Annotated in this window: 11 protein-coding genes and 1 tRNA gene; 6 read left to right on the plus strand and 6 right to left on the minus strand. The window is 61.9% G+C overall.

Features of this window, described 5'->3' with window-relative positions; all coding sequences use genetic code 11:
* The first annotated feature begins 130 nt into the window (after positions 1-130).
* Positions 131-1,453 (plus strand): MFS transporter, encoded by a 1,323-nt coding sequence (locus ABIB36_RS13250; protein WP_084344601.1) that lies wholly within the window; start codon positions 131-133, stop codon positions 1,451-1,453.
* On the opposite strand, the gene ABIB36_RS13255 is transcribed toward ABIB36_RS13250, so the two are convergent.
* Both ABIB36_RS13255 and ABIB36_RS13260 read right to left on the minus strand, forming a co-directional pair.
* Positions 1,450-2,274, minus strand: coding sequence for an alpha/beta fold hydrolase (locus ABIB36_RS13255; RefSeq protein ID WP_084344603.1), 825 nt, complete (start codon positions 2,272-2,274; stop codon positions 1,450-1,452). The genes ABIB36_RS13250 and ABIB36_RS13255 overlap by 4 nt on opposite strands.
* Positions 2,271-2,912: a TetR family transcriptional regulator gene (locus ABIB36_RS13260; protein WP_084344820.1), complete on the minus strand. Its 642-nt coding sequence runs from the start codon at positions 2,910-2,912 to the stop codon at positions 2,271-2,273. Before ABIB36_RS13260 ends, ABIB36_RS13255 begins: the two co-directional genes overlap by 4 nt.
* Positions 2,913-3,122: 210 nt before the next feature.
* Between ABIB36_RS13260 and ABIB36_RS13265 the strand changes: the two genes are divergently transcribed.
* From ABIB36_RS13265 to ABIB36_RS13275, 3 genes are read left to right on the plus strand one after another with little or no spacing between them, the layout of a single operon-like run.
* Positions 3,123-4,235: a ferredoxin reductase gene (locus ABIB36_RS13265; protein ID WP_084344605.1), complete on the plus strand. Its 1,113-nt coding sequence runs from the start codon at positions 3,123-3,125 to the stop codon at positions 4,233-4,235.
* Positions 4,236-4,286: 51 nt separating this feature from the next.
* Positions 4,287-5,471, plus strand: a complete 1,185-nt coding sequence (locus ABIB36_RS13270) for a fatty acid desaturase family protein (RefSeq protein WP_084344607.1) — start codon at positions 4,287-4,289, stop codon at positions 5,469-5,471.
* 41 nt (positions 5,472-5,512) lie between these two features.
* Complete coding sequence (locus tag ABIB36_RS13275; protein ID WP_084344822.1) at positions 5,513-5,740, plus strand: hypothetical protein; 228 nt, start codon at positions 5,513-5,515, stop codon at positions 5,738-5,740.
* Here the strand turns inward: ABIB36_RS13275 and ABIB36_RS13280 are convergent.
* The 3 genes from ABIB36_RS13280 to ABIB36_RS13290 all read right to left on the minus strand — a co-directional run bounded on the left by ABIB36_RS13280 (position 5,715) and on the right by ABIB36_RS13290 (position 8,751).
* Positions 5,715-7,337 carry an MFS transporter gene (locus tag ABIB36_RS13280; RefSeq protein ID WP_084344609.1) on the minus strand — a complete coding sequence of 541 codons (1,623 nt, stop codon included), beginning with the start codon at positions 7,335-7,337 and terminating at the stop codon, positions 5,715-5,717. The genes ABIB36_RS13275 and ABIB36_RS13280 overlap by 26 nt on opposite strands.
* Before the next feature lie 136 nt (positions 7,338-7,473).
* Entirely contained in the window at positions 7,474-8,616 is a 1,143-nt protein-coding gene (locus ABIB36_RS13285; protein WP_084344611.1) for a N(5)-(carboxyethyl)ornithine synthase, read from the minus strand.
* Positions 8,617-8,678: 62 nt separating this feature from the next.
* Positions 8,679-8,751, minus strand: a tRNA-Arg gene (locus tag ABIB36_RS13290).
* A gap of 182 nt (positions 8,752-8,933) precedes the next feature.
* Between ABIB36_RS13290 and ABIB36_RS13295 the strand changes: the two genes are divergently transcribed.
* Positions 8,934-11,003, plus strand: a complete 2,070-nt coding sequence (locus tag ABIB36_RS13295) for a bifunctional copper resistance protein CopD/cytochrome c oxidase assembly protein (RefSeq protein WP_084344613.1) — start codon at positions 8,934-8,936, stop codon at positions 11,001-11,003.
* 12 nt (positions 11,004-11,015) lie between these two features.
* Here ABIB36_RS13295 and ABIB36_RS13300 read toward each other — a convergent pair whose 3' ends face one another.
* Positions 11,016-11,441 (minus strand): MarR family winged helix-turn-helix transcriptional regulator, encoded by a 426-nt coding sequence (locus ABIB36_RS13300; RefSeq protein ID WP_354561746.1) that lies wholly within the window; start codon positions 11,439-11,441, stop codon positions 11,016-11,018.
* A gap of 160 nt (positions 11,442-11,601) precedes the next feature.
* On the opposite strand from ABIB36_RS13300, the gene ABIB36_RS13305 reads away from it, so the two are divergent.
* Complete coding sequence (locus ABIB36_RS13305) at positions 11,602-13,344, plus strand: ABC transporter ATP-binding protein (protein WP_354561939.1); 1,743 nt, start codon at positions 11,602-11,604, stop codon at positions 13,342-13,344.
* The last annotated feature ends 2 nt before the right edge of the window (positions 13,345-13,346 follow it).

Raw genomic sequence — 13,346 nt, forward strand, 5'->3', positions numbered from 1 at the left:
CAGCAAAGTATGTATGCAACGAAGTGCTTATGCAACTAGGTGCATAACGGGCGCTCTCGGTCGGAAGTCGCACGTCGACTCGATACCCGAGTGGGACGCCCGACGAGGATTGCTCGCCTAGGCTTCCGCTATGAGTGAACAGGCGAATGCCGCCGTCGTCGGCGTCGCGACGACCCAAAAGCAGGTATTCGCCTGGGGGATATGGGATTGGGGATCGGCCGCGTTCAATGCCGTGATCCTGACCTTCGTGTTCTCGGTCTACCTGACCGACGCGGTCGGCGATGACTTGCCGGGTTCCATTTCGGCGACGTCGTGGTTCAGTTGGTCGATCGGCCTGGCTGGGGTCGTCATTGCCGTCCTGGCCCCGATCTCCGGGCAGCGGTTCGACGCCCGAGGGCGAAGAAAGCGGTCCCTCGGAATCCTGACAGGTCTGACCGTCCTCAGCATGGTGGGCCTGTTCTTCGTGAAGGACGACTACCACTATCTGTGGCTCGGTTTGGTACTGCTGGCTTTCGGTTCGATTCTCTTCGAACTTGCCAGCGTTCCGTACAACTCGATGCTTCGCCAGGTCTCGACGCCGCAGAACATCGGCCGGGTCTCCGGATTCGGTTGGTCCATGGGTTATTTCGGTGGCATCGTGCTGCTGCTGATCTGCTACTTCGGTTTCATCACCGGCGACGGAGACACTCGAGGACTGTTCGGTCTGACGACCGACGGCGGGCTGAACATCCGTTTCGTTGCCCTTCTTGCGGCCGTATGGTTCGCCGTATCGGCCATTCCGGTTTTCCTGGCGGTGCCGGAACTGCCGCCGACGGGTGCAGATCCGGACGCCGCCAAGGCAGGAATTGCCGAGTCCTACAAGGTGCTGTTTCGGGATCTCGGCGAACTGTGGACGGTGGATCGGCGCAGTGTCTATTTTCTTGCCGCAAGTGCGTTGTTCCGGGACGGTCTGGCCGGGGTCTTCACCTTCGGTGCGGTTCTCGCAGTGAGCGTGTACGGCATCGGGACGGCCGATGTGTTGTTGTTCGGCGTCGCGGCCAACGTGGTCGCCGGACTCGGGGCGATCAGTGCTGGACGGTTCGACGACAGGGTAGGCCCGAAAACGGTCATCGTCGTCTCGCTCGCGTCGATGATCTTCGCGGGCGTCGTGCTGCTCTTCGTGTCCGGGCCATTGATGTTCTGGGTTTTCGGTCTCGTCCTGTGCCTGTTCGTCGGACCAGCGCAGTCTTCCTCCCGCACATACCTGGCGCGACTGGCCCCGCCAGGGCGGGAAGGACAATTCTTCGGCCTCTACGCTACGACGGGCCGAGCAGTGTCGTTCCTTGCGCCGACCTTGTTCGGACTCTTCGTATGGCTATTCGACTCGGACCGTGCGGGGATCGGTGGTCTGCTCGTGGTTCTCGCGCTCGGCCTCGGGGCGCTACTGGCAGTGAAGGCGCCGGACAAGGTCTAACTAGAGACGATGCGTGCACGGATCTCGTCCGCGAGCCGCTCGGGAGCTTCCTCGGGTACCCAGTGCGAGATGCCGTCCAGTTCGACGAAGGTGTAGTCGGCGTCGACGAACTCTGCGCAACGTTCCGCCGCGGCGCGGCCGATCGCAGAATCGTGATTGCTCCACACATATGTGGTGGGGACCTGGACGGATTCGAGACGACCGAAGTCGCTCGTCATCGCGCGGTACCAATTGAGGGCTGCAGTCAGAGCGCCCGGTCCGCTGAGGTGCTCGACATAGCTGTCGACAGCACAGCTGCTGCCGAACATGGCACGCAATCGAGCGGCGTCGTGCTCCAGGAGTACTTGTTCGGCTTTTCCCTCGATGCGAAGCAATTGCATATAGCTCGAGCGCGCCTTCTGATCCTCGTCTTCGCGCAGAGCCCAACCGAACGCGGCCGTGTGCGGCACCGAGACCGCAGTGAGGGAACGTACGCGCTCGGGATGTCGGGCGGCCAGCTGCCATGCCACGGCCGCACCCCAGTCGTGGCCGACGATGTGTGCCGACTCGAGATCGACCGCGTCGAGCAACCCGAGAACATCGGCGACAAGTTTGTCCGAGGTGTATTCCGCGACATCCGACGGCCTCGCTCCGGGGGAGTACCCGCGCTGGTCGGGGGCGAGTGTCCGGATGCCAGCGGTGTGCAGGCGAGGGGTTACCTCTTTCCAGGAGAGCGATGACTGCGGAAACCCATGCAGCAGGACGACAGGTGTTCCATCGTCGGGACCCTCGACCCGGACGTCGAAGACGAGGTCGTCGATCGTGATGGTCTCCATGGTCATCGGTTTCCTTCCGCTCGGTGTCGCGGATTCCACGATCCCATGCCGAGCACGATGAGCCGGACTTGCTGCTCGGTGCGGCGCACCAGTTCTTGTTCTTTCTGGCTGCCTGGGCGGTCGATCTCCAACAGGCCTACCGTCGCGGTCAACATAGTGGAGACGATAAGGTCCGCGGCCATCTCCAAGTCGGCAACATCCCAGGTCGAAAGACCTGGCATGCGGGCGAGGTCGACGGTCAGCTCGCTGACGAACATCCGCAGTTCGGTCGCGAATGCTTGTCGTACTGCGGTGACGCCGCCGTATCGTTCGCGCGAGAGGAACCGGAACTGCTCCTCGTGGCTGCGCATCTGCCTAACCAGGATCGCGAACGACTCGGCCGCATTCTTGACGCTCGGATCCTTCCGCGCATCGCGCAACATCTGTCGCAGCATTCGCATCGAATCCTCTACCAGGGCGACACCCAAATCGTCCATCGATGCGAAGTGGCGATAGAACGCAGTCGGAACGATCCCCGCAGATCGAGCAACCTCACGCAGACTCACGCTTGCGAAGGAGCGATCTCTCAGCAGTTCGAGAGTGCCGTCCATGAGCGCCTGCTTGGTGCGTTCCTTGCGTTCGGCTCGGGTGCCCGGTTCCGTCACGGGTTCGAGTTTATGACTGTCCACTGAGCGAGTACTCCCGGTCCTGAGCTCGACTGGCGCGGTAGCTGTGATGTACGTCATATCTTTGACGGTTTGTTCGTGCCGTCACATTGACGTTGACAGCTCGGGGTGCGGATCTGCCACACTGATTCTAGTGCACAGCCGTACACTGAAACGGTTCCGCCGTTTCGACCGCTATCGGGAGGCGAGATGACACTTCATCAGAAATCGCGAAGACCGCGACTGCCGGGCACCTTCTCTCTGTTGTCCTTGTTCGAGGCGATGGCGACACCGCACGCCCTCGATCGCTATCTCGAACTGGTCGACCCGATGACCACGGTCCGCGATCTTCGAGCTGAAATCACCGCGGTACATCGCTCCACCCGTGACACAGTGACCTTGACGATGCGCCCGACGCAGCAATGGCGTGGGTTCGAGGCAGGTCAATTCGTGCAGGTCGGGGTCGTCATCGACGGTGTCCGCCACACTCGCTGCTACTCGCCGAGCTGCTCCCAGTATCGCGATGACGGTCGAATCGAACTGACTGTGAAGGCGCATCCGGAGGGGCTGGTTTCCCAGTATCTGCATTCGAACGCGCGTGAGGGGCTGGTTGTCAGTCTTTCTCAGGCGGACGGGACATTTCATCTCCCGCGGCCTCGGCCGGCCGGCGTGCTTCTCATCAGCGGCGGCAGCGGAATCACCCCCGTGCTGTCGATGTTGAGGACGCTGCTGGACGAGGGGTACAGCGGCGACCTCACCTTTTTGCACTACGCGTACACCGAAAGCGACGTCTCTCATCGACGTGAACTCGACGCCATTGCAGCAGCACACGAGAACATTGGCATCGTGTTCGCTTACACCGATCAGGAGCAAGGCGGCGATCTGAACGGCTTCTTCGGCGCCGAGCACCTCAGATCCGCCGCACCGTGGTACGCCGGCGCCGAGACGTACATGTGCGGCCCGCCCGGACTGATGCGTGGCGTCGAAAACGTGTATGCCGACCTGGGTCTCACCGAACGCCTCCACCTCGAAGAATTTGCGCCACCCTTGGCCGTCGTCACCGGCGACGTCGGAGGCGAGGTGTCCTTCACCGAGAGCGGCAAGGTCGGTGACAACTCCGGTCTGACACTGCTCGAGCAGGCCGAAGAGGTGGGCCTGACCCCCGCATACGGATGTCGGATGGGGATTTGCTTCACCTGCACCTCGGTCAAGACATCCGGATGTACCCAGAACATCAAAACCGGTGAGACGGACAGTGAACCGGACAAGAAGATCCAGCTGTGCGTCTCGGTGCCAGTCGGTGATGTCGCCATCGAGATCTGAGCTGTTCACCGCGCATGCCGCTACACATCGATCCGAAACGGAGAGTGTTCAATGTTCGGAATTCCATCACCATCGTTGTCCCTGTTGCCATTCATGAGTACTTCGGACTCGCCCCACCAGCAACCCGTGCCCACAACGCTCTCCTACGCACAAGTCCAAGAGCTCGGCCGCGAGCTGGACGAGATGCGAGCTCGCACCGTCGCGAAGCTCGGTAGCGAGGACCGGGAGTACATCTACAAGGTCATCAAGGCGCAGCGCGGGCTCGAAATCACTGGCCGCGCCCTGATGTATCTACCGTTCCTGCCGCCGGCATGGCTGGCCGGAGTCGGTGCACTGGGGCTGTCGAAGATTCTCGACAACATGGAGATCGGGCACAACGTCATGCACGGTCAGTACGACTGGATGCGTGAGCCGGAGTTCAACTCACAGGTCTTCGAATGGGACACGGTATGCCCGGCCGATCAGTGGAAGCACTCGCACAACTACATGCACCACACCTTCACCAATATCGTCGGCAAGGACCGCGATATCGGATACAGCCTGCTTCGCATGGACGAGGGGCAGAAGTGGAATCCGTACTATCTCGGTAACCCGGTGTATGCGTTCTTCCTGATGCTGCTCTTCGAATGGGGCGTGATGCTCCACGATCTGGAGATCGAGAACGTTGTCCAGGGCAAGCGCAAGTGGCACGACGTCAAGCCCTTGCTTGCGGGCATGTGGCGTAAAGCGGGCAAACAGGTCCTCAAGGACTACGTCATCTTCCCAGCGCTGAGCGGGCCATTCTTTGCCTCCACGGTCGTGGGCAACCTCGGGGCGAACCTGATGCGGAACCTGTGGACCTACTCGATCATCTTCTGTGGACACTTTCCCACCGGGGTACAGACCTTCACCGAGGACGAGACGTCCGACGAGTCGCAGGGTGAGTGGTACGTCCGTCAGATGCTCGGGTCCGCGAACATCGAGGGCAGTCCGCTGTTCCACATCATGTCCGGCAATCTGTCGCACCAGATCGAGCACCACCTTTTCCCCGATCTACCTGCGCACCGATACCCGGAGTTGGCCCCGGAGGTCGAAGCGCTCTGCGAAAAGTACGGACTCCCGTACAACTCCGGTGGGTTCTTCAACCAGATCGGGTCCGTCTGGGGCAAGATTTTCAAGCTCGCTCTGCCCAATTCACTCACCGGTTCGAAACCGACAGTCGGTGTTATCGTCGAGCGCAAGAAGGTCGCTGCATAGTGACCGGAGTCGAATCTCGACCGAATCAGGGGTGGCCAGAGGTGGTAGGGAAGTTCGAGCGCAACAAGGACACAGTTCAAGAATTGACGGAGTCCGCAGCCACGCACGTCGGCAAGATCGCGGTCATCATCGCCGGGGCAGTGCGCGATGTGACTCGCGAGATCGGCGACTGGGTCTCCGACGGTGTCGAAATGCGTGAGGCTGCACGCAAGGCCCGAGATGATTCACCGGGCGGCACCGTCATCAACGGAGAGTTCGAGAGCCGCTGAGGGTCGCCTCCCTACGTGAGACCTGAAGTACACGTAGGGAGGCGACCAGGCCGAAGACGAGGAATACGAGCGCGGCAAACAATGCCCACTGAGTCGCGGAAGCGAAAGCCTCGGACAACTGCCGGACGATCTCGTCGGGAGCGTGGCTTTCGCGCAATCCGCTGATCGCGCCACCCGCGGATTCTCGAGTGGCATCGGCGAACTTCTCCGCCGGACCTTCGATCCCGCCGAGATAGTGGGCCAGCCCCACCGACAGCACGGCGCCGACTACCGCAGAACCGAGCGCCGAGCCAACTTGCCGGACGGTGCTCTGCGTGGCAGAACCTTGCCCCGACAGGTCCACCGGGATATCGGCCAGGACGGTGCTGGTGAGTTGCGCGGATGCCAGGCCGAGGCCCACGCCGTAGATCACCAGCACAGCTCCGATCGTGACGGGGGAGGTGTCTGCGCTGAGGACCACAGCGAGGACCAGCACGCCGATGATCTCGAGCGCGACGCCGACAACGACCGTGCCGGCCGCGCCGATCAGGGCAGCCAGGTGCCGTGCCATGGTGCCGGAGAGAAATGCGCCGGCTGCCATTGTCGCGAGTACGAACCCCGCTCCGAGGGTGCCGAGACCGATGGCGTTGATAAGGAACAGTGGCAGCGCGAAGATCAGGCCGAACTCGCCGACCGCAATCATCATCGCGGCTACGTTCCCCCAGCTGAAGGTGGGGGTGAAGAAGATGTGCAGATCCAGCAGCGCCGACCGAGCGACCCTGGCACGGTGTCGTTCCCAGAAGACGAACAGCGTCAGCGCGACGGCGGCTACGAGCAACAAGACCGGCACGATCGAGATGGGCTTGTCCGTCGACCATGTCATGCCGAAAAGACTCAGGTCTTGGATGGGCTGCCACCAACCGAGGGAACTGCCTTCGATTATCGCGAAGACCAGCGCACCGAAACCGATCGCGCTGAGCAACAGCCCATCCATGTCGAAGCCGGGGCGGTTGTCACTGGAGCGGGTCTCTGGGACGACGACCACCGCCGCGATTATCAAGACAACGCCGATGGGGACGTTGACGTAGAAGATCCATTGCCAGCTGAACGTGCTGGTGAGCCAGCCTCCGAGCAGCGGACCGATTGCGGCGGCGCCGGCCATGACCGCACCCCAGACACCGAACGCGGCGGCCCGATCCTTGCCTCGAAAAGTCGCGTTGACCGTAGAAAGTGTGGATGGAAGTATGCACGCTCCGCCGACGCCCTGAAGTGCACGCGCTGAGATGAGCATCTCCGCGCTGCCGGACTTCGCGGCCCACAAGCTGCCGGCCAGAAACAGAGCGATACCGACGATAAAAATGTTGCGCCTGCCCAGGCGGTCACCAAGATTGCCGGTGGTCAGCAGTAGTGCGGCGAACACAATCGAGTAGAGCGAGTTCACCCACTGTGCGTCGGTGATATTCAGGCCCAGGTCGTCGATGATCGTCGGGAGGGAGACTGCGACGATCGTGCCGTCCATGACGACCATCGCCAGGCCCAACGCGAGGACGACGAGCCCCCACCACTTCGATACGCGTGGAGCAGCAGGCGCCGCAACGGCCGTTTCGCTTTTCTTCACGGTGTCACACTATGTCTCGCAGCAATAGCCGCGCATCAACCGAAAGTTGTAACCCTGACGCGCGTTCGACGTGGTTGGGGCTCGACACCACGACCACACCTCCCGCGCATCGGTCCGCGAAGATCGCGGGAAAAGGCTACACAGCGGGGTGTGGGTACTCCGGACTGCGATGTTGGAACGCAAGGATGTTGGGGTTGGCAATTACGCCCTCGCGAATCTCGATTGCCTTCCTTATCGTTTCGTCACTGTCCCACGACGTCGGCCCGTCCAAGACGATACGAAGATAGGGGAGAAGCGATTCGCTGACTTCCCAGGTAGCAGAGTCCCAAAGATAAGACGGACTGTGGTCGACTGCGTAGTACCGGACGTTGTCGCCGACGGTGAACATGGGTTCGGTGAACGATGTCGGCCGGGCCCATTCGAACCCCATTCCCTCGTCGCACGACACGTCGACAACGAGCGTTCCCGGATTGATCGACGGTAAGTCGTCGTTCATCAGGAATGTCAACGGCGCGTTGGTGTCCTGCAGTACGCAGTTGACGATGATGTCGTGATCGCCGAGGAACCCGGACAGTGGCACCCTGCCGGTTTCGGTCAGGGCGCGGCTGCGGCGCGGATTGTTGCCGTCCAAGTCGAAATTGACGATGCGTGCGGAATGAATGGGTGAACTGACAGCGGTTACTCCGCGCTGGGTGAGGACGTCCACATCGTGAATGCCATGCGCGTTGAGTGCCGTGACAGCGCCGCGAGCAGTTGCTCCGAAACCTATGACTGCGGCGCGAAGTCGGCGGCCGTAGTCCCCGGTGACCCCGACGAGCTGCATCGCATGAAGGACGGAGCAGTATCCGGCGAGCTCATTGTTCTTGTGGAAGACGTGAAGGTTGAACCAACCCTCCGAGGTCCAATGATTCATCGCCTCGAACGCGATGAGGGTGAGCTTCCGATCGATAGCGATCTGCGTCAACTTCTCGTCCTGCACGCAGTGCGGCCACCCCCATAGAACTTGACCGTGTCGCAGCGTCTCGAGGTCCTCGGCAAGTGGCTTGGGGAGCAGAATCACGTCGCATTCGGCGACGAGTTCTTCACGAGTACGAATGCCTGCGACGAGAGTGTCGAGATGGGCGTCGGAGATTCCGAACGGCTCGCCGTACCCAGCCTCGAAGTACATTCGAGCTCTGAGGTCGGCGGCGATGCGATCGAGGTGGAGTGGGTGGATCGGAAGTCGGCGTTCGTTCGGCTTACTCGACCGTGACGTGACGCCGAGGGTGAGCTGGTGCACTGTGGCCCCTTCGGTTGACCTCAGTCAACCACAATCCGACATGCTCACTCCGCGTCTGAAAGTGCCCCCGGCAGGATTCGAACCTGCGACCAATGGATTAGAAGGCCATTGCTCTATCCCCTGAGCTACGGAGGCGTGGCGCGGACAGCGGAAAAGGCATCCGTCCGAGCACGGTGCATGAGTCTACATTCCGTGTAGCAACGTGATCCGCATGGAGGGGTTTGCCTCGTGGTGCAGGCCACACGATCTACGACGGCTCGTAGGAGTTGCGGGCGCTGGCTTTCCCGCCGCGGCATGGACCTCCTACTCTGGAGGGCATGGCAGCACCGGAAGTGGATCGGACCGAAACCTCGAGCACGGCTGGAGCCGACGCTGATAGTGGGGCCAGGTCCAAAGATTCCCCGGGGTCGGCGACGACGTCCGTGTTCGTTGCCGCAGGCGCGATAGCCGGCATTGTCGCGGCGCTGGTGGTGACCCTGTCTGCATCGGACGCGTTGGTCCTGCTCGGCATCCCGGATCCAGGCCCGGCCACGGTCTACGGACTTCCTGCGGTACGCGCGATCGGTGAGGTCGCTGTGTCCATTGCCATCGGCTCCTTCTTGCTCGCGGCGTTCTTGGTTCCGCCGCAGAAGAACGGGGTGCTCGACGTCGGTGGCTATCGGGCGGTCCGCACTGGATCTGTGGCAGCGATCGTCTGGGCCGCGTGCGCACTGGTGCTCGTTCCGCTGACCCTGTCCGATACTTCGGGTCAACCGTTCACCACGGCGATCCAACCGAGCAACCTGTGGGTCGCGCTCGAACAGGTCGAGATCGCCAGTGCATGGCGCTGGACGGCGATCCTGGCGGTGCTCCTGGCAATCGCATCGCGGGCAGTGTTGAAGTGGTCGTGGACACCGCTACTTCTCGTGTTTGCGCTCGGTACGTTGATGCCGATCGCTGCCACCGGCCATTCGTCTTCGGGCGGATCGCACGACTATGCAACCAACAGCCTGATCCTGCATCTCGTTGCGGCGACGCTCTGGGCGGGCGGACTTTTCGCAGTATTGACTCACGCACGACGTAAGGGCGCGCACACCGACGTCGCGACTCGAAGGTTCTCGACGATCGCAACCGTGTGTTTCGTGGTGATGGCCGTCAGTGGTGTCATCAACGCACTCGTTCGAGTATCGGTCTCGAACCTGTTCGACTCGACGTACGGCCTGCTGGTTCTCGGGAAGATCACGGCGTTGACGGTGCTTGGATTCTTCGGGTGGATCCAGCGGCGTAGGTCGCTTCCCGCTCTGGCTGCCGATCCCGAGTCTCGTGGAGCGCTCATCCGATTCGCGGGCGGTGAGGTACTCGTCTTCGCTGCGACGATCGGCCTTGCCGTCGGACTCGGTCGCACACCTCCGCCTGCGGACATCGATCCGAATCTTTCGCTTACCGAGGCCGCGCTGGGTTACAACCTGGGCGGACCACCGACCTTCGCGCGTCTGGCATTCGACTGGCGATTCGATCTGATCTTCGGTACCGCGTCGATACTGCTCGCCGTGATGTATCTGCTCGGCGTCCGTCGGCTGCGGAAACGAGGAGACACGTGGCCGATGGGCCGCACTGTTGCGTTCATGCTCGGCTGCCTGACCTTGTTGATCGCCACGTCGTCAGGGGTCGGCAAGTACTCGTCTGCGGTGTTCAGTGTGCACATGGGTGGGCACATGGCGCTGTCGATGCTTGCCCCGGTTCTGCTGGCGCTCGGTGGCGCGCTGACGCTGGCGTTACGCGCTCTGCCGGCAGCAGGAAAAAACGGAATTCCTGGGTTGCGGGAATGGCTGTTGATCGGTCTGCACAGCAAAGTCTCCCGATTCCTCACCCAACCGATAGTTGCCGCAGTGCTGTTCGTCGGCGGCTTCTACGTGCTCTACCTAGGTGGGATCTTCGGTGCTGTCCTCGACAACCACACAGCTCACTTGTTGATGAACGCACACTTCATCCTCAGCGGCTACCTCTTCTACTGGGTGGTCATCGGAGTCGATCCGTCGCCGAGGCCGATTCAACCCATCACCAAGCTCGCGATGGTGTTCGGGTCGCTGCCGTTCCACGCGTTCTTCGGTGTGGCGCTGATGAGCCAGGCCACGGTGATGGGTGGCTGGTTCTACCGCTCCCTCGGACTCGACTGGAACGCAGATCTGCTCGGCGACCAGCAATTGGGCGGCGGCATCGCCTGGGCGACGGGCGAAATACCGCTCGTCCTCGTCATGCTCTCGCTGCTCATCCAGTGGTCCCGCAGTGACACCCGAAACGCGACGCGTTCCGATCGTGCCGCCGAACGCGATCACGACGCCGATCTGGCGGCCCACAACGCCATGTTCGCCGAGCTCGCGAAGCGTGATCGCGAAAGCGGACTCTGAGTTTTCTCGAGCTCACCAGGCCGCGGTGATCTTGTCGAGGATCCGAGCCAACTGCTCGCGTTCTTCGGCATCGAGCGTGTCGAACAGTTCGGTGGCGACAGCCCGACGTGCGGAGTCGATCGCGTCGAGCTGGGTGCGCCCGGAGTCTGTCAAAGAGACCAGTACGGCGCGTCGGTCCTGCGGGTCCGGTTCACGGATCACCAGCGCCGCGGCTTCGAGCGAGTCGACGATGTCCGTCGCCGAGCGTGCCACGATGCGCAACCGGTCGGCGAGAGCGCGTAAGCGCATCGGCTGCCCTTCGCGGGCAAGGACGTGAAGGGCGCGAGATTGCGACGGATTCAGACCGAACGGCTCGAGCGCATTCATGTGGGTGTGGCGTATCCGCCGTGCGACTGCCATGAACGAATCGGCGATGGTCGGGCTGTCTCCCGTAGGCATGACCGAAGCATAGCCTCATTGCCGACAACCTCATAATGAGGTAGCCTCTGCATTATGTCGTTCATCGAACCTGGAGGTCTTCTTGGTACGCCCACTCACGAAATCTGCGGTAACCGCTCCTGACACCGGGCCGCTCACCGATCCAGCCCCCGTCGGCCGCGTGCTCGCACTCTTCCGTCCCTACCGAGCACGTATCGCTGTCGTCACCGCGATCATCGTCTTCAGTGCAGTCATCGCACTGGCCTCACCTCTACTTCTCCGCGAATTGCTCGACCATGCCATTCCTGATCGCGACGTCACCCTCGTCACGCTGATCGCCGTCGGCATGATCGCAGTCGCCATCGTCACCAACACGCTCGGCGTCGTGCAGACCTGGATGTCCAACGGCGTCGGCCAGAAGCTCATGCACGACCTGCGTGTCTCCGTCTACGCACATTTGCAGAAGCAGTCACTCGGCTTCTTCGCCCGTACCCGCACCGGCGAAGTGCAGTCTCGGATCGCCAACGACATCGGTGGAATGGAATCCGTTTTCACCAATACCGCGACGTCGATAGCCCAGAACGCCACCACCGTGGCAGCAACCGTCGTCGCACTATTTCTCCTCGACTGGCGTCTGGCGCTGTTTTCGCTGGTGATCCTGCCCGTCTTCGTCCGAATAGCACGTCGTATCGGCAACGAGCGCCGAAAGATCTCGGTCACCAGACAGAGGCTGCTCGGAGAACTCTCCGTGCAGATCGAAGAATCCCTGTCCGTCAGTGGCATTCTGCTCGGCAAGACCACCGGATCCGCGCACGTGCTGACCGATCGGTTCGCCAGTCGGTCCGACGAAGTCGCCGATGTCGAACTCAAAGCGATGATGGCCGGCAAATGGCGAATGGCCAGCATGCAGATCAGCTTCGCGATCATGCCGGCCCTGGTGTATTGGTTCGCCGGCGTGACCATCGGAAACGGAAGTGAACTCACCGTGGGGACGCTCGTCGCGTTCACCACCTTGCAGACCCAACTCTTCCGACCGACCATGCAGCTGCTCGGCACCGGTGTCGAAGTGCAGAGCTCGCTGGCATTGTTCGGCAGGGTATTCGAGTATCTCGACCTGCCGATCGACATCGCCGAACCGAAGAACCCGAAGGTCCTGTCGAGGCAGGACACACGTGGCGACGTCGCATTCGAGCATGTCGGCTTCTCGTACAAAGGCGCCTCCCAACCGACATTGACCGACATCGACCTCGAGGTCCCGGCAGGAAGCACATTGGCCCTGGTCGGATCGACAGGCTCGGGTAAAACCACACTCGGGTACCTCGCTGCGAGGCTTCACGACCCGACGTCCGGACGGATCACCATCGACGGCGTCGACCTGCGGGATATGCAGACCACGACCGTGGCCGACCTCGTCGGCGTCGTATCGCAGGAGACGTACCTGTTCCATGCGTCGATCCGCGAGAATCTCCGGTTCGCCAAACCTGAGGCAACCGATGCCGAGATCGAACACGCGGCCCGGATTGCCCAGATCCACGACTTCATCACCGCACTGGACGAGGGATACGACACGCTGGTGGGGGAGCGTGGATACCGATTCTCCGGTGGGGAGAAGCAGCGACTCGCCATCGCCAGGACCGTCCTGCGCAACCCGCCGATTCTCGTACTCGACGAGGCGACCAGCGCGCTCGACACTCGGACCGAGCGTGCGCTACAAGACGCCCTCGACGAACTCATGGCGGGACGCACCACGATCCTGATCGCGCACCGGCTCTCGACCGTACGATCCGCGGACCGCGTCGCAGTTCTCGGCAGCGGTCGAATCCTCGAATCCGGTACCCACGACGAGCTGATGGCATCGGAGAGTCACTATGCCGAACTCGTCCACGCATCGAAAGCCGCGAACTCGGAGCAAATTGCGGCGTAACC

This window comes from Rhodococcus sp. UYP9 (assembly GCF_040547235.1).
GTDB lineage: Bacteria > Actinomycetota > Actinomycetes > Mycobacteriales > Mycobacteriaceae > Rhodococcoides.